Origin of the sequence: Corynebacterium lactis RW2-5 (genome assembly GCF_001274895.1) — a bacterium.
GTDB lineage: Bacteria > Actinomycetota > Actinomycetes > Mycobacteriales > Mycobacteriaceae > Corynebacterium > Corynebacterium lactis.
Window position 1 is genome coordinate 835880 of record NZ_CP006841.1, and the last position, 25078, is coordinate 860957.

Genomic DNA, 25078 nt, shown 5'->3' on the forward strand with positions numbered 1-25078 from the left:
AATCTCCCGTGAACTGCTCGAATGCATCGTTTTCGCCCTTTCGGACGAGATCGGCATTCGGGCAGTTTGTAATTTAGGGGCGTTTTTCGCTACTCTTGACCAGTCGCTGATTAGTAGGCGTATCTGGCTATGCCCGCAACCGTGAGTGCGAAGCACGCCGCTAATCGCAAATCCATTGTCCAGTCAAGGGGTTAGTGAATCCCTTGAGTCGAGTTTCTTAGATAAGGGGTAGCCCTCCTATGTACGCGATCGTCAAGACCGGCGGCAAGCAGTACAAGGTTGCCGAAGGTGACCTCGTCAAGGTCGAGAAGATCGAGGGTGAGCCGGGTTCTTCCGTGGCTCTCACCCCGGTTCTGCTCGTCGATGGCGCAGATGTAACTGCGGATGCCGACAAGCTTGCCAAGGTTACCGTTAACGCCGAGATCGTTGAGGCCGCTAAGGGCCCGAAGATCCGTGGCATGCACTACAAGAACAAGACCGGCTACAAGCGTCGCTTCGGCCACCGCCAGCAGCTGACTGTTCTGAAGATCACCGGCGTCTCCAAGTAATCCGCCGAAATCAAACTTTTTAGCTTTTCCCTAGGAGAAAATCATGGCTCACAAGAAGGGTGCATCCAGCACCAGCAACGGCCGCGACTCCGAGGCTAAGCGCCTCGGCGTGAAGCGCTTCGGCGGCCAGCAGGTTAAGGCAGGCGAGATTCTCGTCCGCCAGCGCGGTACCTCGTTCCACCCGGGTGAGAATGTTGGACGCGGCGGCGACGACACTCTCTTCGCTCTGAAGGCAGGCGCTGTTGAGTTCGGCACTCGCCGCAACCGTCGCACTGTTTCCATCGTTGAGAACGCCTAAGGTCTGATTCTTAGCATCTCAGGTGAGCGGGCACATTGTCCGCTCTCATAGAGCCGATTCCTTTGCCACTGAGTGAAAGGAGTCGGCTCTATGTGTCTATGTGGGGAAGTATCTTTAAATCATGTCTCGTTTTGTAGATCGTGTAGTGCTGCACTTGCAGGCTGGCGACGGCGGCCACGGCTGTAACTCTGTGCTGCGTGAGAAGTTCAAGCCGCTGGGTGGCCCCGATGGTGGTAACGGCGGCCATGGTGGCGACATCGTGCTCACTGTGGACCCGCAGGTCCATACGCTGATGGACTTCCACTTCCATCCGCATATCAAGGCCTCGAACGGTAAACCCGGCGCTGGCGATCACCGCAATGGCGCGCGCGGCGAGGACCTGGTTCTTGGCGTACCCGAGGGGACTGTCGTCCTGACCGAGGACGGGGAGGTCCTCGCTGATATGACGGGCAAGGGCGCTCGTTTTATCGTGGCGGAGGGCGGCTACGGAGGCCTGGGCAACGCTGCTTTGGCGAACAAGAACCGCCGCGCGCCTGGCTTTGCGCTGTTGGGCGAACCGGGCGAGGCCAAGGACGTCGTCCTCGAGCTGAAGTCGATGGCTGACGTGGGCCTGGTGGGCTTCCCGTCAGCCGGTAAGTCCTCACTCGTTAGCGCAATGAGCGCGGCGAAGCCGAAGATCGGTGACTATCCGTTTACCACTCTCCAGCCGAACCTCGGTGTGGTCAATGTCGGGTACGAGTCCTTTACTATCGCCGATGTTCCGGGGCTAATCCCGGGTGCTTCTGAGGGGCGAGGCCTCGGGCTGGACTTCTTGCGCCACATCGAGCGCTGTGCCGTGCTTGCGCACGTCGTCGACGCCGCGGCGCTGGAGGGAGACCGCGATCCCGTGTCAGATATCAAGGCGTTGGAGCAGGAGCTGGCGAATTACCAGACCGTGCTCCAGGCCGATGTCGGGCTGGGCGATTTGCGGGAACGCCCGCGCATCATTGTGCTGAACAAGACGGATCTTCCCGATGCGCGCGACATGATCGATTTGCAGAGGGAAGAGCTGGAAGAGTTCGGCTGGCCGATTTTCGAGATTTCCACTGTTACTCATGCGGGTCTGAAAGAGCTGACCTACGGGCTAAAGGATGCGATTGCGGCCTACCGCAAGGCCCATCCGCTCAAGGAGGAGGCGGCGCCTAAGGCCGTCATCCGCCCGCAGAGCGTGCGCGGCAAGCGCAACGAGGGTACCGAGTTCACTATTGAGAAGGACCCGAACAACGAGGGCGGCTTTATCGTCAAGGGCCGCAAGCCCGAGCGCTGGATTAACCAGACCGACTTTGAAAACGACGAGGCCGTCGGATACCTCGGCGATCGTTTGGCGCGCCTGGGCGTCGAAGATGCGCTGGCCAAGGCGGGCGCGAAGGTCGGTTGCCCGGTCACGATTTCCTACCTGACCTTCGAGTGGTATCCGCAGATGGTCGCTGGTGCGGAAGACTTTGTGCCCACCGGGCGCGGTACTGACGAGCGTCTCTACGTCAACAACCGCACCAGCGCGGAGGAGCGCAAGCGCGCTTCTCAGGCTCGCCGCGGTCTTATCGACGAGTTTGATTTTGGCGATGGCCAGGTTGCCGATCGCGAGCGTTACCAGTAGACACGGTAGATGGTCTCTTTGAAGTTATAACTATCCATTTGGAAGTGAGTGAGGAAGTCATCCCTACGGAAAGCCCATTGATGACAGGTAGCAGTGTCGACACCACCGATGCTCGCAAGGCACCGGAACAGGAGCGCCAGGAGCTTGCAGACGCCATGAATGTCTCCACCGACAAGGTGGAGAAGGCGACGGAAAATCTCTCTCCCGGCTCGAAAGGTGGCTTCGACTCCGCGACGCGTCGCGCCATTCGCCGAGCCAAGCGAGTGATTGTCAAGATTGGCTCCTCCTCGCTGACCGGCCCTGACGGTCGAACCGACCCTGAGCGAATTGACTTCATTGCGGACGCCCTTGAAAGACGCATGGGCATCAGCGATGTCATCGTTGTGTCATCCGGCGCTGTTGCCTCTGGTATGGGCCCACTTGGGCTGAGCACTCGGCCGACGGACCTGGCTACTAAGCAGGCTGCAGCGGCTGTGGGACAAGTGCGCCTGGCCCAGGAGTGGGGGCGTTCCTTCGAGCGTTTCGGCCGGACGAGCGCTCAGGTGCTGCTGACCGCCGCCGATGCGGGTGTCCGCGACCGCGCTCGCAACGCTCAGCGCACGATTGACCGGCTGCGTCAGCTGGGCGCGGTTCCGATTGTCAACGAAAATGACACAGTTGCGACCTCGGAGTTTCGCTTCGGCGACAACGACCGTCTCGCGGCTCTGGTCAGCCACTTGGCGTACTGCGATGCACTTATCCTGCTTAGCGACGTAGACGGGCTCTATGATCGCAATCCCGCGGATCCGGGAGCGAAGTTTGTTCCCGAAGTGCGCAGTGGAAACGACCTGAAGGGCGTCGTGGCCGGCGGTGGCGGCGCGCTCGGAACAGGCGGCATGGCGTCTAAGGTGTCGGCGGCTCGCCTGGCCTCGCGTGGCGGCGTTCCCGTTTTGCTTACCTCCACCGCTAACATCGGCCGCGCCCTGGACACCGCTGATGTCGGCACGGCATTTGCAGCAAAGGAAAACCGCCTGAGTGCGTGGAAGTTCTGGATGCTCTACGCGGCGGATAGCTCCGGGCTTCTCCGGCTGGACGCCGGTGCTGTGAAAGCGGTGACCGAGGGGCGCAAGTCCCTGCTGCCGGTGGGGATTACTGCGGTTGACGGTGAGTTCTCTTCGGGGGACATCGTGGATCTGATTGGCCCTAACGGTGAAGTCGTGGGGCGCGGTGAGGTTGCCTACGACTCCGAGGAGCTGCTCGGCATGATTGGCTATCACACAGAACAGCTCCCGCGTGACATGCAGAAACCCGTGGTGCATGCCGATTACCTATCTGACTTCGCATCTAGGGCATAATTGCTAACATGCTTGCCAAAATTGTTGGATTCGTGGGAGAGCTGCTTCTGACCGCCGGCGTTCTTGCGGCGCTCTTTGCGTTCTATCTGCTTTATTGGACCGGTTTGGAGACCGGGAAGATTCAGAGCGAGGCGAAGGACAACCTGCGTAACGCTTGGGCCGCACCGATTTCCGCTTCAGCGCAACCGGCTGACCCTGCCGCAGTGGATGCGCCGGGCGCTCCCGCGGCTTCGACGGATTGGACCCAGGGCAGCGCCGTTGCTCTTCTGTCTGCTCCGAAGGCCGGCGTCAACGAGTTGGTCGCATTCGAGGGCGTGGACCAGGGCGTGCTGGCCGGTGGGCCGGGCCATTACCCAGGTACTGCGTTGCCGGGTGAGGTTGGCAATACCGCTTTCGCTGCGCACCGTGATGGCCACGGTGCGCCGTTCGACAACATCGATCGCCTGCACACGTGTGATGACATCACTGTAGAGACTCGTGAGGCGATTTATCACTACAAGGTCCTGCCTGACGATGGTCTGGCGGGCGCAGGCGAGGCGTTCGACTGTGTTCCCGACGGCATTGAGGTGCCGCAGGTCCAAGGCCAGCACATTGTTACCCCGGACCGCAGCGATGTCATTCTTCCGATCGGGAATGCGCAGATGCTGACGTGGACAACCTGTCACCCGCAGTGGGATAACACTCACCGACTGATTATTCACGCAGTGCTGGCTCAGACAGAGATGAAGGAGGCCGCATAAATGTATGCAGCATTTTGGCGCGCGTTACCGGGCCCGTGGTGGGTTCGCCTGATTATCACAATCATTGTCCTAGCCGTGATTGTTTACTGCCTCATGACCTTCATTTTCCCGTGGGTGGCTGCGCAAATGCCATCGAATGACGTATCGGTCTAGTGGCTTGCCCGCTATGCTTAGCGCATGGCTTTAACTAATGATTCGCAGTCCGTACTCCCGAATGCCTCAGATTCTGTGCTGACTCCCGAGCGCGCCGCAGAGCGCGCGGAGGTTTTAGACAAGGCCACTAGGGCGAAGGCTGTCGCTGGTGAGCTGGCGCGGTTCACATCGGCACGCAAAAATGAGCTGTTGCTTGCCGCGGCGGGGGCCTTGGTCGAGCGCACAGAGGAGGTTCTGGCAGCGAATGCGCAGGACATAGAGGCGGGCCAAGAGCGTGGCCTGTCCGAGTCGCTGCTGGATAGGCTCCGTCTGGACGCGGAACGGATTGAGGGGATTGCTGGCGGCCTGTGCCAGGTGGCGGCGCTGCCGGACCCAGTCGGAGAGGTTCTGCGGGGGCGCACTCTTCCCAACGGAATTAAGCTGTCGCAGGTCCGTGTGCCGCTGGGGGTAATGGGCATGGTGTACGAGGCGCGACCCAACGTCACGGTCGACGCATTTGGTCTTGCTCTGAAGTCGGGCAACGTTGCGCTGCTGCGCGGTTCGAAGTCGGCGGTGAACTCCAATACTGCGCTGGTGAATGTGTTGCGTGGGGTGCTCGCTGACTACGGCGCCCCGGAGGATCTGGTGCAGTTACTGCCGTGTGATTCGCACGATTCGGTTCAAGACCTGATTACTGCGCGTGGCTTGGTGGATGTTGTTATTCCTCGGGGTGGCGCCGGTTTGATTGAGGCCGTGGTCACCCGCGCGACCGTGCCCGCCATCGAGACCGGCACCGGCAATTGCCACATCTACATCGATGCTTCCGCCGACCTCGACGAGGCAATTGCGCTGATGCTCAACGGAAAGACTCGTCGCCCGAGCGTGTGCAACGCCACAGAGACTGTGCTCATCGACGCCGCCCTTGATTCTGCAGACCAGGCCCGTATTTTGGATTCGCTTGCCGACGCCGGTGTTGCCGTCCACGGCGATGCCGAGAACCTGGCAGTGTCGGGCTGGGGCGGCGAAGTAATTGCCGCGAACGAGCAGGACTGGTCGGATGAGTACCTGTCGATGGACATCGCAGCCAAGATTGTTGACGGTGTCGTGGGTGCGACCGAGCACATTGCTCGCTATTCCTCAGGTCACACCGAGGCGGTAGCCGCACGGGACTGGGGCGTGTGTCAGGAATTCGTCGACCGCGTGGATGCCGCGGCCGTGAACGTCAACGCCTCGACCGCGTTCACCGACGGCGAGCAGTACGGGTTCGGCGCGGAGATTGGTATTTCCACCCAGAAACTGCACGCGCGTGGCCCCATGGGGCTGCCGGAGTTGACCAGCAGCAAATGGATTCTGGCTGGCCGTGGCCAGGTGCGACCCTAGAATTCCCAGTCGGAGTTTTCGGTGGCTTCGGCTCGGCCGATGACATAGGCGGATCCGGAGCCGGAGAAGAAGTCGTGAGTCTCCGAGGAGTCCGGAGTCAGGGCCGCAATGATGTCCGGTTCGACATCGGCGGCCTGTTCTTCGTAGATGGCGGGGTATCCGAGGTTCATCAGCGCCTTGTTGGCGTTGTAGTAGACGAATGAGCGTACGCCCCGGATGAGGTTGAAACCGTCGTAGAGCTCATCTGTGTAGTCGAACTCTAGGCGTAGCAGCTCGTCGATGAAGGTGAATGTGAAGTCCTCCATCTCTGCGACTCTTTCGGGATGGGCGTCGAGGCCGCGCTGGAATTTGTAGCCGGAGTAGTAGCCGTGGACTGCCTTGTCGCGGAGGATGAGCCGAATCATGTCGGCGGTGTTCATCATTACGCCGCGGGCGGAGAAATGCAGCGGCAGGTAGAACCCGGCGTAGAGCAGCAGAGACGACAGCAGCGTCGAGGCGACCTTGCGCTTTAGCGGATCCGTGCCGGCGTAGTGGCCCATGACTGCGTCGGCACGCGCCTGAAGCTTGGGGTTGGCGACGGCCCACTCGTAGGCGGCGGTGATCTCGGGCGTGGAGCACATCGTCGAAAACACCGAAGAGTAGCTGCGCGCGTGCACGGCCTGCATGAACGCGATGTTGGCGTATACGGCTTGCTCGTGTTCGGTGCGAGCGTCGGGAATCTGGCTGATTTCGCCGACGCTGGCCTGGACAGTGTCCAGCAGAGTCAGCCCGGTGAAAACGCGGATGGTGAGGTCCTTTTCGGCCTCGGGCAGTGTGCGCCAGACGGGCAGATCGTTCGACAGCGGTACCTTCTCCGGCAACCAGAAGTTAGAGGTCAGGCGAAGCCAGACCTCCAGGTCCTTGGCGTCTGTGATGGCGTTCCAGTTGATTGGCCGCATGGGTGGGTTGGTATCGGGGGAGTTGGCGGCGTCGGAAAGCGGTCGCCATTGGGGAGGGGTGATGCTGCGGTCGTGGTAGGTGCTGGTGCCGTTCGGTGAAGTGGCGGACATGGGGGTAGACAGACCTCCTGGTTATAGCGTGAAAAAGAAAAGAAGTATTCGGATTCCGGACGATTGAGCTAGGCCAGTTCGGCCTTTCGTGCGAGTAGGCGTGGCCAGTGTTCGGTGAGGCCCTTGCGGATCGCTGCGATATCTGCGCTTGTTCCGAGCAGCTCGAACCGGTAGAGCTCTGGAACGTTGCACTTTCCAGAGATGATTGGGCCAGCGCAGCAGAATGCGTTGCCGAAATTTGTGTTCCCAGAGGTAATGACCCCGAGTAGGTGCGAGCGGTTGCGCTCGTCATTGAGGAATTTGATGACCTGCTTCGGCACGGCGGATTTGAGAGCACCGCCTCCGTATGTCGGGGTGATCAGAACGTAGGGTTTATCGACGAAAAGCGCGGGGTCCTTCGCCCGCAGCGGGATTCTGTGGCTGGGGAAGCCGAGCTTATCGACGAAGCGGGCCGTGTTTTCCGAGACCGAGGAGAAGTAGACGATGGTGCACATGAGGAGCGCAAAAACCTATCAGTACGTAGTTGAAAACATTAAAGTTCGTAGCTGCGTACTATAGGGGTGTGGAGGTGGTGCTAGCAACGCCCCAGAGTGAGGCACATTTTGAGATGCTTTGGCACTATTTGACGCCGGTGTCGGCGCCAGTGTCGGTGGCCGAGCGGACGCGGAGGGCCGCGGCGCTATCGAAAGACAGGGCCGGGTTTTCTCCGGAAGCGCTGCGCAGCGAGATGGTCGCAAGCGGCTCGGAGCGCTGCGATACCGTGAAGCTAATTCCCGGCTTAATGCCCGCGCCGGTGAGTGTGCGCAGGAGGTCGGGATTTCCGTCGTGAATACGCGCGATGATTATGCGGTCGCCCACTGCAGAAGACAGCAGCGGGAATGAGTGGGTTTCGGGCAGAGACCCGTCGCTGGCCGGGATGGGATCCCCGTGGGGGTCAAACTGTGGATGGCCAAGCTCGGCATCGATGCGGCTGAGGAAACGGTCGCTGGCTTCGTGCTCGAGGCGCTCAGCGTCCTCGTGCACCTCGTCGATTGTGTAGCCGAGTTTTTTAAAGAGGAAAGTTTCAATCAGCCTGTGCCGGCGAACCATCTGAAGCGCCAGCTCGCGGCCGAGCGCAGTCAATTCGATGCCCCGGTAGGGTTCGTGTTCGACGAGGCCCTGCTTGCTCAGCCGGCTCACGTGGTCCGAGACGGTTGAGCGACGAAGCTCGAGGCTATCGGCCAGGTTGGACGGCGTGACCGGATCGACAGTCCACTCCTGAAGGGTGAAGATCGATTTGAGGTAGTTCTGGGCGCTCGCCGATAGTGCCTCGATGTGCATAGAAAGTAATTCTATGAGTTTCCGACGGGGTAGAGTGCCATACATGTCCGACGGCACGAATTCGAAGTCAGCTGCGCGCAAGCAGCGCATCGGAGTGATGGGTGGCACCTTCGATCCGATTCACAACGGCCACCTGGTCGCGGCCAGCGAGGTCGCGGATCATTTCGACCTGGATTTTGTGCTGTTTGTGCCGACGGGTGAGCCGTGGCAGAAGCGAGGCCGAAAGGTCTCCGATAGCGAGGACCGCTATCTCATGACCGTCATCGCCACCGCGTCGAACCCGCAGTTTTCGGTGTCCAGGGTTGATATCGACCGCCCCGGCGACACCTATACCGTGGATACTCTGCGCGACCTGAAGGTCATCTACCCGGACGCGGAGCTATTCTTCATCACCGGCGCGGATGCGTTGCAGAAGATCATGACCTGGCGGGACTGGGAGGAGATGTTCGACGCCGCGACCTTCGTCGGCGTCACCCGGCCGGGCATTCAGTTGCGCAAAGAGGACCTGGAGGGGCTCGATACTAGTCGGCTGCACCTGATTGAAATCCCGGCGATGGCAATCTCGTCGACGGACTGCCGGGCACGCGCGGCGCAGGGACGGCCCGTGTGGTATCTCGTGCCCGATGGCGTGGTTCAGTACATTGCTAAACGTGGCTTGTACCAGTCATCTACGGGAACGGTTGGAAGCGTCAGCCCGGCGACATCGGCCTGCGAGACCAGCGGAAGGAATACGGCGCACGCGGCGTCGGCAAGCGAAAGTTAGCAAAACTTCGCCCGGGCGGTACATTACAAGTACAACTTTTAGATCTGATTGACTCTCCGACAGGGAAATTTTTAAGGAGCTGAAGTCTTCGTGACTGCACAAGCACGCGCTGTGGAACTCGCCACCATCGCCGCAAAGGCCGCCGACCGAATGAAGGGCGAAGACGTGGTGGTCCTCGACGTGTCTGGCCCGGTTGTTATCACTGATGCGTTCGTACTGGTCAGTGCAGATAACGAGCGCCTTGTCAACGCAATCGTCGACGAGATTGAGGACGACCTGCGCGAGGCCGGGGCGAAGCCCGTGCGCCGCGAGGGCGTGCGCGAGGGGCGCTGGGCTCTCCTGGATTATGGAGAGATTGTCGTCCACGTCTTCCGCGACGAGGAGCGCGACTTCTACGGCCTGGACCGTCTGTGGCGTGACTGCCCGCGGATTGAGGTCGAGGGCCTCGAGCAGGCGGCTGTGGAGGAAGGAAAGGACGCGGCTCGTAACGCCCGTTCCATCGACGAGATTCCTCTGGCGGCGCAGAACCCGGACTCGGACGAGTTCTAAGTGGCTCCGGCTCGCGAAGCGCACATGGGCACGCGCCGGCGCCTGATTATGCTCAGGCACGGGCAGACCTCGTACAACGCCACGGGCAGGATGCAGGGGCAGCTGGATACTCAGTTGTCCTCTGCCGGCCTGGCGCAGGCTGAGGTGGCGGCGAAATACCTAGCGACGACGGAGAAGAGCATCACTCGCATCGTCTCCTCCGACCTGTCGCGCGCTGCGGAGACCGCCCGTGCACTGGCGGAGGCCACAGGCGTCGAGCTGACGTTGGACAGCCGGCTGAGGGAGACCAACCTCGGAGTGTGGCAGGAACGCACCTACGAGGAGATTGATTCGGAGTTTCCCGGCATGCGTGACCGCTGGCGCCACGACATGCACTGGGCTCCCGAGGGCGGTGAGACCCGCTTCGAGGTGTCCAACCGGATGCTCGCGGTAGTTTCGGATCTCGCGCAGGATCCTGCCTGGGAGACGGACACTTTCGTTATCGTCTCCCACGGTGGCGCGATTGCTGCGGCCGCCGCGGCGCTTCTGGGAATGCCCCGCGACCACTTCAGCACTTTTAACGGTCTCGGCAACACAGCCTGGGTGGACATGGAGCAGCGCACGCGCGTCACAGGCGAAACCAAGTGGTACCTCAACGCGTTCAACGCTAAGGCCCGTGTGCTCGAGGCCACCCTCGGCGCCGCCCGAGCGGAGGGGAGCGGCTATGCCGGGTGACGGAATTGTCCGCATTGTAGTCGACGACACCGCCTGTCTCGTACCCAGAGTGGCTAAGCGCCTGGACATTACGGTCGTCCCCGTCGGCCACAATGTCGCGGAGGACGAGGAAACGACCTCAGCGATTAGTCCGCTTTCCCTATGCGCGGCCTACGCCCGTGCGTTGGAGCGGTCCAGCTCTGATGCCGGGGATGCCGGCGTGGTCGCAATTCACATGAGTAAGGGGCTTTCCGCTACGTGGGCGAATGCTGTCACCGCGGCGGGAGTGCTCGAAGGCGTGACCGTCATCGACTCGGAAACTATCGGCGCGGGTCTGGGTGCCGCGGCTATTGCTGCCGCCAAGGCTGCCCGTGCCGGTGCCAGCAGGGAAGAGGTCGCCGACGTCGCACGCGATGTCCTCGAGCGCTACCGGCTGTGGTTTTATGTGCCAAAGCTGGAGCCGCTGCGCAAGGGCGGGCGCATACCAACCGGGCAGGCTGTTATCTCCACTGCACTGGCGATTAAACCAATTGTCGGGATTAAGGAGGGATCACTCGCGCTGGTCGCGAAGTGTCGCACCGAGGCGAAGGTAAGGCAGCGGTTGGTCGAGTTCGCCTCTCAGACGGTCGAGCACAGTACCAACGTCGACCGTCCGACTCACGTGTTGCTGCACCACGCTGATGCCGCGGAGGAGGCGGAGGAGCTGCAGGCAATGCTGGCCGAGGCGCTTCCGGAGGGCACCCGCTTCAAGATCTTGCGCCTGCCCGATTCGATCGTCGCTCACACCGGCCCGGGAGCTTACGCCGTGGGGATTATCTCCGGGGGCTCGCCGGATACCTCCGCAATCGATTTCCACACTGAGCTGGGGGCCAGCGTCCTCCATTCGCTTGCCGACGGTGCCTCGGACTCGACCGCTGCCGGTGCGGCGGTGGCTTCCTCGGAGGATATAGACGGCAGCGCTACCGCCCGCGAGGCGGGGCAACGCACAGTTGTGACTGACGAGCAGGGGATGCCGCTGTTTACGACGGTCGCATCGAAGCTGCCGACGTGGAGTGAAAACCGTCGCCTGGCGATGGAGAAGGCCGACCGGTTGGCGAGGGCCATTGCTGACCTTCGCCGCCGGGATAAGTCGGATCCCGAGGGGGCGGCCTTCGGGCAGGAGCCGGATCAGGACGCTGCTTCGTAGGCTGTTGTCCACAACCGCCGTATCCATCCACAGGCGGGATGTTTTCCGGCTGATGCGGCCGGGGCTGGGGCCTGGAGTCGGCTACAGTCACGGCCCGTGAGCACACTGCGCAAGAGACTGTCCGACTGCCTGGAGCCAATCGATGGCGATGAACAGCTGGCGATTGATTTTTCGACCCGTCGCCTGGCGTTGACGCCGCGTGCCGCGTTCGCGCTGGTAATCGTGGCAGTCATGGTTGCGATGGGCAGCATCGCGGCGCTGTGGTGGCCGTCGTCAGACGCGGTGCAGATGCCGCCTCCGGCTGCATCCGATTCGGCCCCGCAGGTTGCGCCGACGTTGCAAGGCGGGGCCGGGGCGTCGTCAGGAGAAACGGGGTCAGGTGGCTCGACGGGAGCGGTAGGCGGCGGCCAGAACCAGAATCCGCCCGGACCTCTGGTCGTATCGGTGGTGGGGCTCGTCGCGAAGCCAGGGGTCGTCGAGGTGCGGCCCGGTGCGCGAGTCGTGGAGGCGATTGACAAGGCGGGAGGGCTTCTGCCGGAGGCGAATCCCGCGAGTGTTAATCTCGCAGCTCCGCTTGCTGACGGCCAGCAGATCGTCGTCGGTGTCGAACCCGCGCCTGTGGCACCCGGAGGCGTAGGAGGTGCGGGTATTTCGGGCGCTGCGCCATCGGGGGCGACGCAATCGGGCGGGGCAATCAATATCAACACCGCCACTGCAACGCAGCTGGAGGAGCTGCCGGGAATCGGTCCTGCGACGGCGACCAAGATAGTGGATTTCAGGGAGAAGAACGGCCCTTTCCCCAGCGTCGATGCGCTTGAGGAAGTTCCGGGGATCGGGCCGGCGAAGGTCGAGGCGCTCAAAGATGCGGCCACCGTCTAGCGAGAATCAGCTCCAACGCGCCAGAAGCGGCGTCGCTCCGGGATTGTTCGGCAGGGCTGCACTGGACATGCGGCTCGTCCCGACCGCGGCCCTCGTCTGGGCGACGGTAGCAGCGCAGGTGATGTTTCCGCGGGCGGGCCTCGGCGCCGCGTTGACGGTGTCGGGGCTGGGGCTCGTCGCTGCAATCACCGCGCTGTGGCCGAGGCTGACGACGAGCGGGAATATTCGAGCAATAATGTTCTTTTACCGGGCCCTGCCAACGCTCGTGGCTCCAGCGCTGGTGGTGGCTGTGGCGGCAATGTCGACGTGGATAAAGCTGCGCAGGGCACAGCAGCATCCATTGAGCGACGAAGTCGGTGGCGTGGCCGCGACTGAGTTTCGGCTGGCCAGCGACCCGGAGCTGACGCAATTCGGCTCCAGCGCCACCGCCACCGTGGAGGGGCTTCCCGGCAAAGTCGCCGTCTTCGGAGACGAGGCGCTCCTACATCTGCGCCGCGATACCGTGGTCGAGGCTTCCGCGGTGGTTAAGGAGTCGACGCGACCGTCGGTAGCCGGGCTGGAGTTGACAATTCGTGGCGAGCCCACGGTAATCCAGCCCGCCCAGGGCATATCCGCGCGGGTTCGGGAAACACTCCGGGATAGCTCCTCTGAACTTTGGTACGGTCCGGACCGCCTGTTTCCCGCGATGGCCATCGGCGACGAGAGTCGATTCACCCCTGCGGACAAGACGATGCTCAATGACTCCGGGCTGTCACACCTGTCGGCGGTATCCGGGGCCAATGTCGCCCTCGTCGTCGGGGCGGTGATGCTGGCAATGAGCTGGGCCGGGCCTCGGCTGCGCGTTGCGGCCGCAGCTGTAGTCCTGGCGAGTTTTGTCTCGGTCGTCGGGGCCGAGCCCTCCGTGCTGCGGGCGGCAGTGACCGGCACGGTGGGGCTGGTCGCAATTCTGATGGGACGCTCGGGGCAGTCGATTGCCGCGCTGTCCGCCGGGGTAATCGGCCTGGTTATCGCCTTCCCCGATCTGGCGGTTTCCGTGGGTTTCGCCCTGTCCGTTGCGGCGACCGCTGGCCTCGTACTCCTCGCGGAGCCACTGGCTCGCCGATTGATTCTCTACCACCGGTTCGCCTCCCTGCCTGCGCCGATTGTCCGGGCGGTGGCGGTGGCCGTCGTCGCGCATTGCGTGACCGTTCCCGTGCTCGGGCTCTTGGTCGGCCAGGTTAGCAACGTGTCCCTGGTTGCTAATCTCCTCGCCGCTCCTGCGGTTGCTCCCGTGACCATCACCGGTTCTCTAGCGGCCTTCGCCGCAGCGCTCGGCCTGTCGTGGCTATCGACCGCGATGGCCTACCTCGCCGCCCCCTTCGCATGGTGGATCTACCACGTCGCGGCGGCCTTATCCTCTGCCGTCGCACCGGCCACCGACACCCGCGGAATCGCCGTGTCCTGCCTGCTCACCGCCCTTTGCTTTACGACGCTCTGGCTATGGCCCGCCGTGATGACCAACGTGGCAGCGACCGCAGCGACCGCTACCGCGGTAGTCTTCGGCGTGACGAGCATCTTCGGCCTCGATATTCCCAGGGCAGCACCCGGGTGGAGCGCAGCGGTGTGCTGGGAGGATAACGGCCCGGTCTTTATTATTTCCGTAGTCGATGCCAGGGGATCGCCGGCTCCGGCGCCACCGGCGCCGGGGAGTGTTGACCGCAGCGTGAGCCGTCGGTGTCGCCTGGCGCTGGGGCTGAGTCAAGTACGGGCCCGTCAGGTCACGGCTGCCCAGGCACGCGCGAAGGTGGTGGAGTCGCCGTCCTATGTGGACAAGGCTGCGGTGGGGCAGACGTCGGCAAGCGAAAGTGAGCCCCTGTGGTTTGTGGCGGTTGAGTGCGGCAGGCGCGTCCGGCAGGTGGTGTTGACTCCGCAGGGAACTCCCTTAGTGTGCCCCGTCAGGGATGGGCCTCAGACGCTGTATCCTGATGGCAGCGTATGGCGGGGAGCTCATGGTTCCGACACGTGGCAGCGTAGAATTTACGGCAATGGAACCAACGCGAGAGTCGACGTTGGACTATAGCACCGGGGGTGCCTCCCCGGCCGATGGCAGGAGGATGTCGCTTGGGAGCCGCGTCGCCCGTGAATCTCATTGTGGGCAAGGAAGAGCTGCTGAAAGATCGTGCTCGGCTCGCGATTGTCGCTGCCGTCCGCGCAGCTGCGGCCACCGAATCCGATCCGGGAGGACGCTCGGTTCCCGTGACGACAATCCGCGCTGGCGACATGACTGCGGTGGACGCAGTGGAACTATTTAGCCCATCGCTATTCGGTGATGACCGCATCATCGTCGTGACGGACTGCAACGACGCGGGCAAGGAACCCGCCGCGCTGCTGATGGGCGCGGTGAAAGACCCCGCGCCGGGCATCACCCTAATCCTGCTGCACAGCGGCGAGGGGCGGCAGAAGAAAATGGTGGCGGACCTGCGGAAGATGGGGGTTCGCTTCTTCGAGGCGCAACCTTTGAAGAAGGGCGACCTACCCGGTTTCGTAGGCGAGGAGTTCGCGTCGCACGGGGTAAAAGTGCGCCGCGATGTGATCGACACCGTGCTGGACGCAGTCGGCAGCGACCTGAGGGAACTGGCCACCGCAATCTCGCAGCTGTGCGCCGATACTGCGGGAAAGGTAACGGCGGAGGCGGTGCGCACCTACTACGGCGCATCCGCGGAGGTCTCGGGTTTCGAGATTGCCGAGCTGGCACTGCGCGGGAACGGGGGACAGGCGCTGGCGAAGATGCGACGCGCCCTGCAGCTGGGAATGGCAGCCCCGCTGCTGGCCGCAGCCCTGACGGGAATGGTCGGAGACGTAGCGCGTCTGCACGGGGCGCGGGGTATCAACGCGCGCCGGGACGCGCACCGATACGGGATGCCGCCGTGGAAGCTGGAAAAGACGCAGCGGCTGGCATCGGCCTGGTCGACGCCTGCGATCGCGAGGGCCGTAGTGGTCGCGGCTCAGCTGGACGCGGATACGAAGGGAGCGTCTGCGACTCCGGAGGTATCTCTGGAGCGCTCGGTAGTGGAGATCGCTCGCCTAGCGCAGCAGTCGCACCGCAGGTAAGCGGGAATAAAAGCAAAAACGCCGCCCCCCACGGAACGTGGGGGAGGACGGCGCTTCATTCACGGCGCAAGATGCCGGAAATACCTCAAAAGCCGGCGCTAGGCCAGGCCGTGAGAATTAACCCTCGAGCTTGTTGAAAGCCTTGGCCATACCGGACTTCTTGTTAGCCGCGGTGTTGCGGTGGAAGACGCCCTTGGTGACAGCCTTGTCCAGCTTGCGGGAAGCAACGCGCAGCTGAGCCTCAGCAGCAGCCTTGTCGCCGGCCTCAACAGCAGCGCGGAACTTGCGGATCTCGGTACGGACTGCGGAGCGGATCGACTGGTTGCGCAGGCGAGCCTTCTCGTTGGTCTTAACGCGCTTGATCTGGGACTTGATGTTTGCCATCGTGAATACCTCTTGTATCCGTAGTAGTTGGGATTGCCACCGACACCACCAAAATTCCTATTTGGCCACCGTTATTCCCTCATCAACCTCGCCCCGATCTCGCCGGGGGTGATTAGCCGTGAAAGGGAAACTCTAAAACGGCGCAACCGATGAAAAACGCGAACCCAAGGTCCTGCCCGCGCACATCAGTCAAGAGTCCGTGTGGACAACTCGAAAAACTCTAGCACAAAAGGCGCACAACCCCTAACCAGGGCTATTGTGTAGGCGGCACTGTCCCACCTGGGCCTAGCTCCAGCCGTAGTCCGCGCGCAAGCGCGCTGCGATGAGATCGAAGCGCTTGCGCGGCATCACTGCGCCTGCGCGGCGAATCCCGGATTCCGGGACCTCTAGGATGCGGTCGACGCGGACCCACGACGGCTTCGGGTCGACGTTCCAGGAGCCACTGCCGATGGAAATCCATTCCGGCTGGTCAGCGTGCTCCTGTCTGGAAGAAATGAGCATGCCCAAAAGGTTCTGGTTCTGGCGTCCGATAACCACCACGGCGCGCTCTCTCAGCGGTGCATTTTCGCCCTCCAGCTGGACCGGGATCCACACCACTTCTCCCGGATCGGCCTGGCCGTCCATGTCCGGGGCATAAACAATCGTGCGCGCCAGCTCGGCACTTGGCCGGGCAACCGTTGCGGGTTCACGGTGGCTCAACATTGCCTCGGAAGAGTCGTCGGAAAGCGAGCCTGTGGTGCCCAAGCCGAGCAGTGAGTTGAGCTGCTCGAGCGCCCCATCCAGAGAGTCCGGGCCACGGAACCACTCGGTTCCAGCGAAAAGGCGCCTGCCGAAACGACGGCGGACTCGTCGGATCCATCTGTCGCGGGAAGCGTCGTCGGAATCGGTGTGGGAAGTGGGGCTCATGGTGACCAAGTCTAGTGGCTAAGTGTGCAAGTGCTGTTTAGTGCGGGGCAAATCAGTAGGTAGTATTAGCCGTGACTGGAGGCTGCGCGTGATGCTCGTGTAGGCCCTTTTTGACCCCTTTCGAGATTTTCGGAGTAGACCCAACGTGACCAAGAATTTTGCGGAGCAGACTTTTACGGACCCGGCAAGGATTCGCAATTTCTGCATCATTGCGCACATTGACCACGGCAAGTCCACTCTGGCGGACCGTATCCTGCAGTTGTCCGGCGTGGTGGAAGCGCGTGATATGCGCGACCAGTACCTGGACAACATGGATATTGAGCGCGAGCGCGGCATCACCATCAAGGCGCAGAACGTACGCCTGCCGTGGGTGCCCAAGACCGGTGAGCACGCGGGCGAGGAGATTGTCCTACACCTGATTGATACGCCTGGCCACGTCGACTTCACCTACGAGGTCTCGCGTGCACTCGAGGCGTGTGAAGGCGCGATTCTGCTTGTCGACGCCGCCCAAGGCATCGAAGCGCAGACCCTGGCGAACCTGTACCTCGCCATGGAAAATGACCTGGAAATCATTCCGGTCCTGAACAAAATCGACCTGCCGGCCGCAGATCCGGAGAAGTACGCAGACGAGATTGCGCACATCATCGGCTGCGAGCCGGAGGATGTCCTGCGCGTTTCCGGAAAGACCGGCGAGGGCGTTGAGGAGCTGCTCGACCGCGTCTGCGACCTGGTTCCGGCGCCGGTCGGCAACCCGGACGCGCCTGCTCGCGCCATGATTTTCGACTCCGTCTACGACACCTACCGTGGCGTGGTCACCTACATCCGTGTGGTTGATGGCCAGCTGAAGCCGCGCGATGTCATCCAGATGATGTCCACGGGTGCGAAGCACGAGCTGTTGGAGATCGGCGTGGTCTCACCACAGCCTAAGAAGTGCTCTGGCCTGGGCGTCGGTGAGGTGGGCTACCTCATTACCGGCGTGAAGGACGTCCGTCAGTCGAAGGTCGGCGATACCGTCACCCTGAATTCGAAGCCCGCCGAGGAGCCGCTCGAGGGGTACGAGGACCCGAAGCCGATGGTCTACTCGGGCCTGTTCCCAATCTCTCAGGCGGACTATCCCGACCTGCGCGACGCACTGGAAAAGCTCCAGCTTAACGACGCCTCCCTGACCTTCGAGCCCGAGACTTCTGTGGCGCTCGGCTTCGGTTTCCGCGGCGGCTTCCTGGGCCTGCTGCACATGGAAATCACCCGTGCGCGCCTGGAGCGCGAATTCGACCTGGACCTGATTTCCACCGCGCCGAACGTTGTCTACCGCGTGGTCGCAGAGGACGGCTCGGAGATCACCGTCCATAACCCGAGCGACTGGCCGGAGGGCAAGCTGCGCGAGGTCTATGAGCCCGTGGTCAAGTGTACGATTATCGTGCCAAGTGATTTCGTGGGCACCACCATGGAGCTGTGCCAGCAAAAGCGCGGTGAAATGGGCGGCATGGACTACCTGTCCGAAGATCGCGTCGAGCTGCGCTACAAGATGCCGCTGGGCGAGATTATCTTCGACTTCTTCGACATGCTGAAGTCCCGCACCAAGGGCTACGCCTCCCTGAACTACGAGGAGGCCGGCGAGCAGCTGGCGGACCTGGTCAAGGTCGATATTCTGCTGCAGGGAGAGGCCGTGGATGCTTTCTCCGCGATTGTTCACCGAGACAACGCGCAGTGGTACGGCAACAAGATGACCAAGAAGCTGCGTGAGCTGATCCCCCGCCAGCAGTTCGAGGTGCCGGTTCAGGCCGCTATTGGCTCGAAGATTATCGCCCGCGAGAATATCCGTGCGCTACGCAAGGACGTTCTGGCTAAGTGCTACGGCGGCGATATCTCCCGTAAGCGCAAGCTGCTGGAGAAGCAGAAGGCCGGTAAGAAGCGCATGAAGAACATCGGCTCGGTGTCGGTACCGCAGGAGGCATTCGTGGCGGCACTGAGCACGGACGAGGGGAAGTAGGACGCAGGGGGGGGGGCTACCGGTTCTTCCGGTAGTGCTCGAAGACTTCGTCGGTCAGAGCAGAGCTGTGGAATCGACGGAAAATTCCGGAATCGCGGTATGCCATTAGGTCGATTGCGAATTGTCTTGCTTTCGGCAGCATTTCTGGGTCGTTTTCGAAAAAGTCTCTGACAAAGCCGACGGGAACTCCCACGTGGGTTGTCTCCACCATCGGGTAGATCATTTTTGCCGCTACGCCAGTGAAAGTATCGGTCTTAAAGCTGACTTCTACTTCGTTCAGGTCGATTTCGTCTCCAAAATCCATTATGTCCGCGGGCAAATTGAAGAAGACGAAGTAATCGGTATCGTCCGAAAAACTGCTCGGGTCTGTAAAAGGACGACGAGGGAAATAGGCGAATTCGAGCGCACCGACGTTTAGCGTTGCCAGGCGTCCGCCTGCTGTACTTGGCCAGTCGGAAATGGTCCAGTATTTCTTCTCGAGACTTACAGCATTGGGAATGATTGCGCTCAGGAAAAACGAAATGTCGTCAAGTACGCACTCATATATTTCTTCAGGGACATCCTTCGGTACGTGCGACAAAAGCTTACTTTTTTGATTGGATTTCAGATGCATGCGGCTTTCCAAGTCCGGCAACTCGTATTCGCCATCACCTAGAAGCCAATGCTTTTGATATTCGATAGCCACTTCAACATCGAGAGCGCTTCCCTGGGTATGCCCGAAGTTCATCACTTTGTTCCGCAGCTTGTGGCCTAATGAGAGCTGTCGCTGAATTTCTTCGCGCTCGGCTTGGCGAAGGTCTCCTTCAGGCATTTCCCTAAACCAAAGAGTAACGATGTCATCCCAGGCAGAGTGATGCGCAGACCCGTGACGATGAGTGCTAAGTCGGGTGACAATGTCATTCGTCAAACCGACATAGCGATGCGAGTCTTCAAATTCGAGTACATAAATTCCTTTTCTTTGGTTTCCGACCAAAGGAGAAATCGATGTGCCGGGTTTCAAACTCCAGCACTTGAATGTAATGCCGGGCGCTACCTCTAGAGAATCGTTCTGTTTCGCTACTACTTCGGAGTCTTCACTCAGAGTCTCGTACTCTGGTTCTTCTCCTGCTGAGACTTCTATAACTTCAACTGCTTCTGAGCTGTTTAGGGCACTTGAGGTAGGGGAAACCTGGGCTCCTTCATCCACTAAATCACCGCGAATAATAGCCAGGACTAAAGCCTCCTCGAGATAGTCAATTGACTTAGCGGTCAGGCGAGACAGCCCAAATAGGGCTATCGTCTTTCGGTAGAGGCCTTCATGGTCGAGTGCTGTTGTTGAGTTTTCTGCAACTGAAACTAGAGCGTTAGCTAATTCAGTGGTCGGAATCTCGCTGACAGTTCGGCCTCCATTACTTACTCGGTATGCTCTCCAAGTTGCAGCGGAAGATCCTTCTCTCCAAACGAACGAGCGGTTCCCTTCTTTAATCAAAACTCCACCAGGAATGCGGTATGCAATAGTTCGCTGGCGATTACGCGGTACCCGCTTGTATCCAAACCTCTTGCCAACTTTGCGGATTAGAGCATCTAGCTGGATGGGTGCTTCAACGGCGACAATTTCAGCAATTGCCGCTTCTAGTCTGGCCCGGGCATCTTTCGAAAGCCGTCCGCGAAGTTCATCTGGAGTGCCTACGAGGTCTGTTGGCCCACAGTTGTATTTTTCCGCCTTAATTCCCGAGTGGCTCATTTGCCTAATTATTCTAGGATCCTCGAGCTGCCGCATGTGCACTGCTAGATGAGCTGAGATTTGACAATGCGACGAGCAGCACCGCTGTAAGGTGCTGGGACTTTAGGTCTTGTATCGGTTCTGGGCTGAATCATTTTTGCGCTCATCCCATTAGGTGGGATAAAAATATCACATAGTGAAACGCATCTTGGTGGTTCCACTAGCCTGCAAAAAGTATCAACTAGAACCGAGAACTCATGTCTACTTCGTCAAACACCGTCGTGAGCAAAGAAGACTCCTCTGCAAAACTCGCTGTCACGGTATTCCCAGTTATTATCCTTGTTGCATTTGCGCTTGGCTTCCTGCTTCCGGAGGCTGTTAAGCCGTATTCCGGTCAGGTGACAATTGCATTGGGCATCATCATGTTCGGAATGGGACTTACGCTGACTTTGCCTGATTTCGGCTATGTCGCAAAGCGTCCGTTGCCAGTACTAATAGGCGTGATAGCGCAGTTTGTTATCATGCCCGCCCTGGCGATAATGCTGGTTAAGGTCTTCGGCCTACCGTCCGAACTCGCGGTTGGCGTCGTATTGGTCGGATCTGCGCCGGGCGGAACAAGCTCCAATGTGATTTCTTATCTGGCCAAGGGGGATGTGGCGTTGTCCGTCGCCATGACCACAATCTCGACGCTGCTCGCACCAATCTTCACTCCGCTGCTTACGTTGTGGCTGGCCGGTCAGTACCTGCCAGTGTCTGCATCGGCGATGTCGATTTCCATAGTAAAAATGGTCCTCGTACCAGTTGTCTTGGGACTAGTCGTCAGGATGCTATTGCGAAAGAACGTCGACAAGATTCTGCCAGCACTGCCATGGATTTCTGTCTTTGGCATCGCTTATGTCGTCGCTGCCGTCGTATCCAAGTCTGCAGACACTCTCGCGCAAGCGGGCCTTCTCGTGCTTGCGATTGTGTTCCTGCACAATGCGCTCGGCTATGTTCTCGGCTACTTTGCTGCAAAACTCCTGAAGCTCGACGAAAGCGCAGCGCGCACTACTTCGGTCGAGGTAGGGATGCAGAACTCCGGACTTGCTGCAACCCTGGCAACCACTTACTTCTCGCCGCTGTCCGCGCTACCGGCAGCAGTTTTTAGCGTCTGGCACAACATCTCCGGTGGTCTGCTGGCTTTGCTGTACCGCCGAGCCGATGCCCGTAAGCAGACCCGCGGCTCATCTCAGAGCTAACCTCGCTTCGTTCGCACCAATCCCACCAGCCCTACTTCCTGTCCTGATTAATATCCGGTGTCGCGGCCTTAGTTTCGCGGTGTGAGTCGTAGAACTCCGAGTTCTTGGAAAATTCCTCATTCAGCTTCGACACACCGTCGCGTTCTACCAGCGTCTTCCGACCACTGAACAGGTCGGTGCCAAGCCCCAGACGATCGCCCTTAACCTTGACTCCGATGGAGGACAGGATCGTGGGGAAGAGGTCGAAGGGCGCGTACTGGCGGTTCTTAGTCACCGAATCCGGCTGGTCCGTTCCCTGCACCGGGTTCAGGATGAAGTTTACAACCGTGCGGCTGTAGTCCTCATCCCAGCCTTCGAAGAAGTGCTTATCCATCGAGCGGTGGTCGCCCGTCACAACAATCGTGGTGTCTTTGGACCACGGCTGCGCCTGGATCCACTGAATCAGCTTGACGGTTTCTTCCTGCGAGTACTTGATCACATTCGCATACTGGCTCGCATAGGGCCGATCCGTCATCTTCGGTGAGGCGTAGCCATCGGGGAAGTGTGTGTCCGCATTCTCCAAAACAAAGTAGAACGGCTTCGATCCCTCACCCAGACGTGTCAGGTCGGTCTTCGCGAACTCGTAAAGCTTGTCGTCTTCGAAGCCCCACCACACGTGGTAGTCCTGCGGAATCAGCCCCTGCGACTTGGCGTATTTGTAATCGAAGACGTGGAAGTCGCCGTGCCTACGGTAATAGTCGCCCAGCCCGCCCCACTTGGCGCTGGCGCCGAGCATGAATTCTGTCTCGTAGCCGGCGTCGTGAAGCAGGTCGCCGGTGGTGGTGAAGTCCGGGTAGGACATCTGCTTGCCGTCGCCTGCGCCGGAAGCCAGCATCGGCACGCCTGCCCACATGTTCACCATCGCGGCAATCGAGTGCCCCGACGCGTAGAGCTGCTGCGGCCCGCCGTACTTATCAGTGTGCGAGAAGGAGACACCGGTCTTGGACAGCTCTGCGAGTTCGGGCATCAGATTCTCATCCATGTAGCCGCCCATGTCCTTGGAGTAGTACGAGTTCTCGACCGACTCCATGTAGATATGGATCAGGTTCCGCTTCTTCTCCGGCATCTGGACGTTCTCCGCGGTCGGCGCCACGTAATTGGCCTGGATATAGTCCGAGTGTGAAAACTCCTGGCGCAGTATTCCTGCCAGCGGAACCGTGTTGAAGGCAAACACCACCGACCCAACAAGCAGCGCGGACATCGCCGTCAGCACCGGCCCGCGCAGTCCAAAACCTTTGCTTTCCGACGCCCGCTCGGTCTTAACCTTCCCGAACCTAACGGCAGCGTGAATTAGTCCCAGGCAGGCGCCAATAACCGCGGTAGCAATAACGGGTACAACCATGAGGTTGAGGACCGCGAGGTCCTGCTCCTGCGTGGATTCTCCGCCGCCTTCGGTGAGCAGGAACATGAAGTGATCTGCGCGAATGTCGCCGAAGGTCTTGCCGAACCAGAGCGGTACGAAAAAGAACAGGCCAATCAGGAAGCCCAGTACGGCACCGGCAATGAATGACAAGAAACTGCGGGTCCTCGGGGCGCGCCCGTAACGTCGTCGCTCAACAAGCAAGCCCTTGGCGAATCCTGTTTTGACCAGAAAGAACAGGGTGCCGCCGAAGATGAGCGTCGTAAAGCAGTAGACGGCGGTGAGCCCCAGCGAGAGGGAGCCACCGTAGAGAGCAGTCTTCCCGACTGCGAAGAGGAAGAAGATTACGGCGATGGCGTTTGCTGTGAGCCCAATGGCAGCGCTTCGGAGCAGGGCTTTGCGAGTGCGCCCGAAAAGGGCCGTGCCAAGCGTGATAAGGGCTGCGAGCACGGCAAATTGAACGAGGATAATCACCTGTCCAGTTTATAGAGGCAGGGGTGTGAAGGGGCAATCTTCCTCGCGGACTGTGAGGGAGGTCCTACAATGAGGGTTCAACCGATTGAAAGGCGTTTTCCTCGCATGAAAGATCAGACCAAGCTCGTCCACTCCGGGTATGTTCCGGGCAATACGGATCCGCGTCAGGTTCCTATCGTCCAGTCGACGACGTACACCTTCGATTCCTCCGACGACATCGCGGCCGTTTTCGATGAGCCGACCCATGCCCTGATTTACTCGCGTTTCGCCAACCCGACCGTGATGGCAGTGGAGGCTAAGGTCGCAGACCTCGAGGGTGGGGCTGCGGCGATGGCGACGTCGTCGGGGCAGGCGGCGACGGCCCTGTCGATTATGAACCTCTGCTCCGCAGGTGACTCCTTCGTCGCTTCGTCGGAGATCTACGGCGGCACCTCGAACCTTTTCGCCACCACCCTCAAGCGCTTTGGCATCGAGGTCATCTTCGTGGATCAGGACGCTCCGGAGGAGGAGATTGCGGCAGCTTTCAAGCCGAACACGAAGGCGCTGTTCGGCGAGATTATTGCCAACCCGGCGATGAGCGTCCTGGACGTCGAGAAGTTCGCCCGCATCGCACACAGCCAAGGCGTGCCGCTGATCGTGGATTCCACCTTCGCAACCCCGGTGCTGTGCAAGCCCATCGAGCACGGTGCCGACGTGGTCGTGCACTCCACCTCGAAGTACATGGATGGCCACGCGATCCAGGTCGGCGGCATGATCGTCGATGCCGGCACGTTCGACTACACCAACGGTAAGTTCCCGGGCTTCACGGAGCCGGACGAGTCCTACCGTGGTGTTGTCTACACCAAGGATTACGCGCCGGCGCCGTTCGTGATTAAGGCCCGCATGCAGCTCCAGCGCGACTTCGGTGCCTACCCGGCGGCGCACTCGGCGTTCATGCTAAACCATTCGCTGGAAAGCCTGGACGTGCGCATGCAGCGTCACTGCGACAACGCCCAGAAGATTGCCGAATACTTGGAGACCCGTTCCGATGTTCTAAACGAGGTGCGCTACCCGGGTCTAAAGTCCTCGCCGTACTACGCCACGGCACAGAAGTACCTAAAGGGTGCATCGGGTGTTGTCACCATCGACCTGAAGGGCGGACGCGAGGCAGGCACCACCTTCATGGATGCGCTGGAGATTGTCACCCGACAGGTTCACGTCGCCGATGCACGCTCCTGTGTACTGCACCCGGCCTCGACAACGCACCGCCAGGTGCCGGATGAGCAGCTACCGTCGGTCGGCATCACGCCGGGTCTGGTTCGACTCTCCATCGGGCTTGAGGACGCGGACGATCTCATCGCCGACATTGAGCAGGCGCTGGCGAAAGTTCAGTAACTCAAAATGTTGAT

General features: G+C 60.6%; 24 protein-coding genes. 17 read left to right on the forward strand and 7 right to left on the reverse strand.

Going from position 1 to position 25078, the window contains the following annotated elements; genetic code table 11:
* Positions 1-239: 239 nt before the first annotated feature.
* The 7 genes from rplU (at position 240) to CLAC_RS03635 (ending at position 6068) form a co-directional block, all read left to right on the forward strand.
* Positions 240-548, forward strand: coding sequence for a 50S ribosomal protein L21 (gene rplU, locus CLAC_RS03610; protein ID WP_053411734.1), 309 nt, complete (start codon positions 240-242; stop codon positions 546-548).
* A gap of 43 nt (positions 549-591) precedes the next feature.
* Positions 592-846 (forward strand): 50S ribosomal protein L27, encoded by a 255-nt coding sequence (gene rpmA / locus CLAC_RS03615; protein ID WP_053411735.1) that lies wholly within the window; start codon positions 592-594, stop codon positions 844-846.
* A gap of 121 nt (positions 847-967) precedes the next feature.
* Positions 968-2482, forward strand: a complete 1515-nt coding sequence (obgE, locus tag CLAC_RS03620) for a GTPase ObgE (RefSeq protein WP_053411736.1) — start codon at positions 968-970, stop codon at positions 2480-2482.
* A gap of 155 nt (positions 2483-2637) precedes the next feature.
* Positions 2638-3816 (forward strand): glutamate 5-kinase, encoded by a 1179-nt coding sequence (gene proB / locus CLAC_RS03625; protein ID WP_425388811.1) that lies wholly within the window; start codon positions 2638-2640, stop codon positions 3814-3816.
* An 8-nt stretch (positions 3817-3824) separates the two neighbouring features.
* On the forward strand, positions 3825-4556 hold the full coding sequence (locus CLAC_RS03630) for a class E sortase (RefSeq protein ID WP_053411738.1): 732 nt from the start codon (positions 3825-3827) through the stop codon (positions 4554-4556).
* Complete coding sequence (locus tag CLAC_RS12800; protein WP_169750321.1) at positions 4557-4709, forward strand: hypothetical protein; 153 nt, start codon at positions 4557-4559, stop codon at positions 4707-4709. It abuts the gene before it with no gap.
* 24 nt (positions 4710-4733) lie between these two features.
* Positions 4734-6068, forward strand: a complete 1335-nt coding sequence (locus CLAC_RS03635) for a glutamate-5-semialdehyde dehydrogenase (RefSeq protein WP_053411739.1) — start codon at positions 4734-4736, stop codon at positions 6066-6068.
* Here the strand turns inward: CLAC_RS03635 and nrdF are convergent.
* The 3 genes from nrdF to CLAC_RS03650 form a co-directional block, all read right to left on the reverse strand.
* Positions 6065-7117: a class 1b ribonucleoside-diphosphate reductase subunit beta gene (gene nrdF / locus CLAC_RS03640; protein ID WP_082313079.1), complete on the reverse strand. Its 1053-nt coding sequence runs from the start codon at positions 7115-7117 to the stop codon at positions 6065-6067. The genes CLAC_RS03635 and nrdF overlap by 4 nt on opposite strands.
* Before the next feature lie 68 nt (positions 7118-7185).
* On the reverse strand, positions 7186-7611 hold the full coding sequence (nrdI, locus tag CLAC_RS03645; RefSeq protein ID WP_053411740.1) for a class Ib ribonucleoside-diphosphate reductase assembly flavoprotein NrdI: 426 nt from the start codon (positions 7609-7611) through the stop codon (positions 7186-7188).
* Between the two features lie 124 nt (positions 7612-7735).
* A complete protein-coding gene (locus CLAC_RS03650) occupies positions 7736-8437 on the reverse strand; it encodes a metal-dependent transcriptional regulator (RefSeq protein WP_053411741.1) in 702 nt (233 codons plus the stop codon).
* 43 nt (positions 8438-8480) lie between these two features.
* Here CLAC_RS03650 and nadD point away from each other — a divergent pair, with 43 nt between their 5' ends.
* The 7 genes from nadD (at position 8481) to holA (ending at position 15597) form a co-directional block, all read left to right on the forward strand.
* The gene (gene nadD, locus CLAC_RS03655) at positions 8481-9200 is read left to right on the forward strand and encodes a nicotinate-nucleotide adenylyltransferase (RefSeq protein ID WP_053411742.1); all 720 of its coding nucleotides are present in this window, start codon (positions 8481-8483) and stop codon (positions 9198-9200) included.
* A gap of 90 nt (positions 9201-9290) precedes the next feature.
* Entirely contained in the window at positions 9291-9749 is a 459-nt protein-coding gene (rsfS, locus tag CLAC_RS03660; protein ID WP_053411743.1) for a ribosome silencing factor, read from the forward strand.
* Positions 9750-10463 carry a histidine phosphatase family protein gene (locus tag CLAC_RS03665; protein WP_053411744.1) on the forward strand — a complete coding sequence of 238 codons (714 nt, stop codon included), beginning with the start codon at positions 9750-9752 and terminating at the stop codon, positions 10461-10463.
* Positions 10453-11628 (forward strand): DegV family protein, encoded by a 1176-nt coding sequence (locus CLAC_RS03670; protein WP_053411745.1) that lies wholly within the window; start codon positions 10453-10455, stop codon positions 11626-11628. Before CLAC_RS03665 ends, CLAC_RS03670 begins: the two co-directional genes overlap by 11 nt.
* A 96-nt stretch (positions 11629-11724) precedes the next feature.
* The gene (locus CLAC_RS03675; RefSeq protein ID WP_156324764.1) at positions 11725-12507 is read left to right on the forward strand and encodes a ComEA family DNA-binding protein; all 783 of its coding nucleotides are present in this window, start codon (positions 11725-11727) and stop codon (positions 12505-12507) included.
* Complete coding sequence (locus CLAC_RS03680; protein ID WP_245621959.1) at positions 12491-14566, forward strand: ComEC/Rec2 family competence protein; 2076 nt, start codon at positions 12491-12493, stop codon at positions 14564-14566. Before CLAC_RS03675 ends, CLAC_RS03680 begins: the two co-directional genes overlap by 17 nt.
* Positions 14567-14625: 59 nt before the next feature.
* Positions 14626-15597 carry a DNA polymerase III subunit delta gene (holA, locus tag CLAC_RS03685; protein WP_245621960.1) on the forward strand — a complete coding sequence of 324 codons (972 nt, stop codon included), beginning with the start codon at positions 14626-14628 and terminating at the stop codon, positions 15595-15597.
* A 117-nt stretch (positions 15598-15714) separates the two neighbouring features.
* On the opposite strand, the gene rpsT is transcribed toward holA, so the two are convergent.
* Positions 15715-15981 (reverse strand): 30S ribosomal protein S20, encoded by a 267-nt coding sequence (gene rpsT, locus CLAC_RS03690; RefSeq protein WP_053411748.1) that lies wholly within the window; start codon positions 15979-15981, stop codon positions 15715-15717.
* Between the two features lie 285 nt (positions 15982-16266).
* The gene (locus CLAC_RS03695) at positions 16267-16887 is read right to left on the reverse strand and encodes a type II toxin-antitoxin system PemK/MazF family toxin (protein WP_053411749.1); all 621 of its coding nucleotides are present in this window, start codon (positions 16885-16887) and stop codon (positions 16267-16269) included.
* A gap of 145 nt (positions 16888-17032) precedes the next feature.
* Between CLAC_RS03695 and lepA the strand changes: the two genes are divergently transcribed.
* Positions 17033-18877, forward strand: coding sequence for a translation elongation factor 4 (lepA, locus tag CLAC_RS03700; protein WP_053411750.1), 1845 nt, complete (start codon positions 17033-17035; stop codon positions 18875-18877).
* A 16-nt stretch (positions 18878-18893) separates the two neighbouring features.
* Here the strand turns inward: lepA and CLAC_RS12260 are convergent, their stop codons facing one another.
* Entirely contained in the window at positions 18894-20600 is a 1707-nt protein-coding gene (locus CLAC_RS12260) for a DUF3320 domain-containing protein (protein WP_169750322.1), read from the reverse strand.
* A gap of 236 nt (positions 20601-20836) precedes the next feature.
* On the opposite strand from CLAC_RS12260, the gene CLAC_RS03710 reads away from it, so the two are divergent.
* The gene (locus tag CLAC_RS03710; protein ID WP_053411752.1) at positions 20837-21817 is read left to right on the forward strand and encodes a bile acid:sodium symporter family protein; all 981 of its coding nucleotides are present in this window, start codon (positions 20837-20839) and stop codon (positions 21815-21817) included.
* Positions 21818-21848: 31 nt separating this feature from the next.
* On the opposite strand, the gene CLAC_RS03715 is transcribed toward CLAC_RS03710, so the two are convergent.
* Complete coding sequence (locus CLAC_RS03715; RefSeq protein WP_053411753.1) at positions 21849-23690, reverse strand: LTA synthase family protein; 1842 nt, start codon at positions 23688-23690, stop codon at positions 21849-21851.
* Positions 23691-23795: 105 nt separating this feature from the next.
* On the opposite strand from CLAC_RS03715, the gene CLAC_RS03720 reads away from it, so the two are divergent.
* Complete coding sequence (locus CLAC_RS03720; RefSeq protein WP_053411754.1) at positions 23796-25064, forward strand: O-acetylhomoserine aminocarboxypropyltransferase/cysteine synthase family protein; 1269 nt, start codon at positions 23796-23798, stop codon at positions 25062-25064.
* Positions 25065-25078: the final 14 nt, after the last annotated feature.

Excerpts from the sequence above, each read along its gene's own strand:
- rplU (WP_053411734.1), top strand. The coding sequence starts at position 240 with ATGTACGCGATCGTCAAGACCGGCGGCAAGCAGTACAAGGTTGCCGAA.
- rpmA (WP_053411735.1), top strand. The coding sequence starts at position 592 with ATGGCTCACAAGAAGGGTGCATCCAGCACCAGCAACGGCCGCGACTCC.
- obgE (WP_053411736.1), top strand. The coding sequence starts at position 968 with ATGTCTCGTTTTGTAGATCGTGTAGTGCTGCACTTGCAGGCTGGCGAC.
- proB (WP_425388811.1), top strand. The coding sequence starts at position 2,638 with ATGAATGTCTCCACCGACAAGGTGGAGAAGGCGACGGAAAATCTCTCT.
- CLAC_RS03630 (WP_053411738.1), top strand. The coding sequence starts at position 3,825 with ATGCTTGCCAAAATTGTTGGATTCGTGGGAGAGCTGCTTCTGACCGCC.
- CLAC_RS12800 (WP_169750321.1), top strand. The coding sequence starts at position 4,557 with ATGTATGCAGCATTTTGGCGCGCGTTACCGGGCCCGTGGTGGGTTCGC.
- CLAC_RS03635 (WP_053411739.1), top strand. The coding sequence starts at position 4,734 with ATGGCTTTAACTAATGATTCGCAGTCCGTACTCCCGAATGCCTCAGAT.
- nrdF (WP_082313079.1), bottom strand. The coding sequence starts at position 7,117 with ATGTCCGCCACTTCACCGAACGGCACCAGCACCTACCACGACCGCAGC.
- nrdI (WP_053411740.1), bottom strand. The coding sequence starts at position 7,611 with ATGTGCACCATCGTCTACTTCTCCTCGGTCTCGGAAAACACGGCCCGC.
- CLAC_RS03650 (WP_053411741.1), bottom strand. The coding sequence starts at position 8,437 with ATGCACATCGAGGCACTATCGGCGAGCGCCCAGAACTACCTCAAATCG.
- nadD (WP_053411742.1), top strand. The coding sequence starts at position 8,481 with ATGTCCGACGGCACGAATTCGAAGTCAGCTGCGCGCAAGCAGCGCATC.
- CLAC_RS03670 (WP_053411745.1), top strand. The coding sequence starts at position 10,453 with ATGCCGGGTGACGGAATTGTCCGCATTGTAGTCGACGACACCGCCTGT.
- CLAC_RS03680 (WP_245621959.1), top strand. The coding sequence starts at position 12,491 with ATGCGGCCACCGTCTAGCGAGAATCAGCTCCAACGCGCCAGAAGCGGC.
- rpsT (WP_053411748.1), bottom strand. The coding sequence starts at position 15,981 with ATGGCAAACATCAAGTCCCAGATCAAGCGCGTTAAGACCAACGAGAAG.
- CLAC_RS03695 (WP_053411749.1), bottom strand. The coding sequence starts at position 16,887 with ATGAGCCCCACTTCCCACACCGATTCCGACGACGCTTCCCGCGACAGA.
- CLAC_RS12260 (WP_169750322.1), bottom strand. The coding sequence starts at position 20,600 with ATGAGCCACTCGGGAATTAAGGCGGAAAAATACAACTGTGGGCCAACA.
- CLAC_RS03710 (WP_053411752.1), top strand. The coding sequence starts at position 20,837 with ATGTCTACTTCGTCAAACACCGTCGTGAGCAAAGAAGACTCCTCTGCA.
- CLAC_RS03720 (WP_053411754.1), top strand. The coding sequence starts at position 23,796 with ATGAAAGATCAGACCAAGCTCGTCCACTCCGGGTATGTTCCGGGCAAT.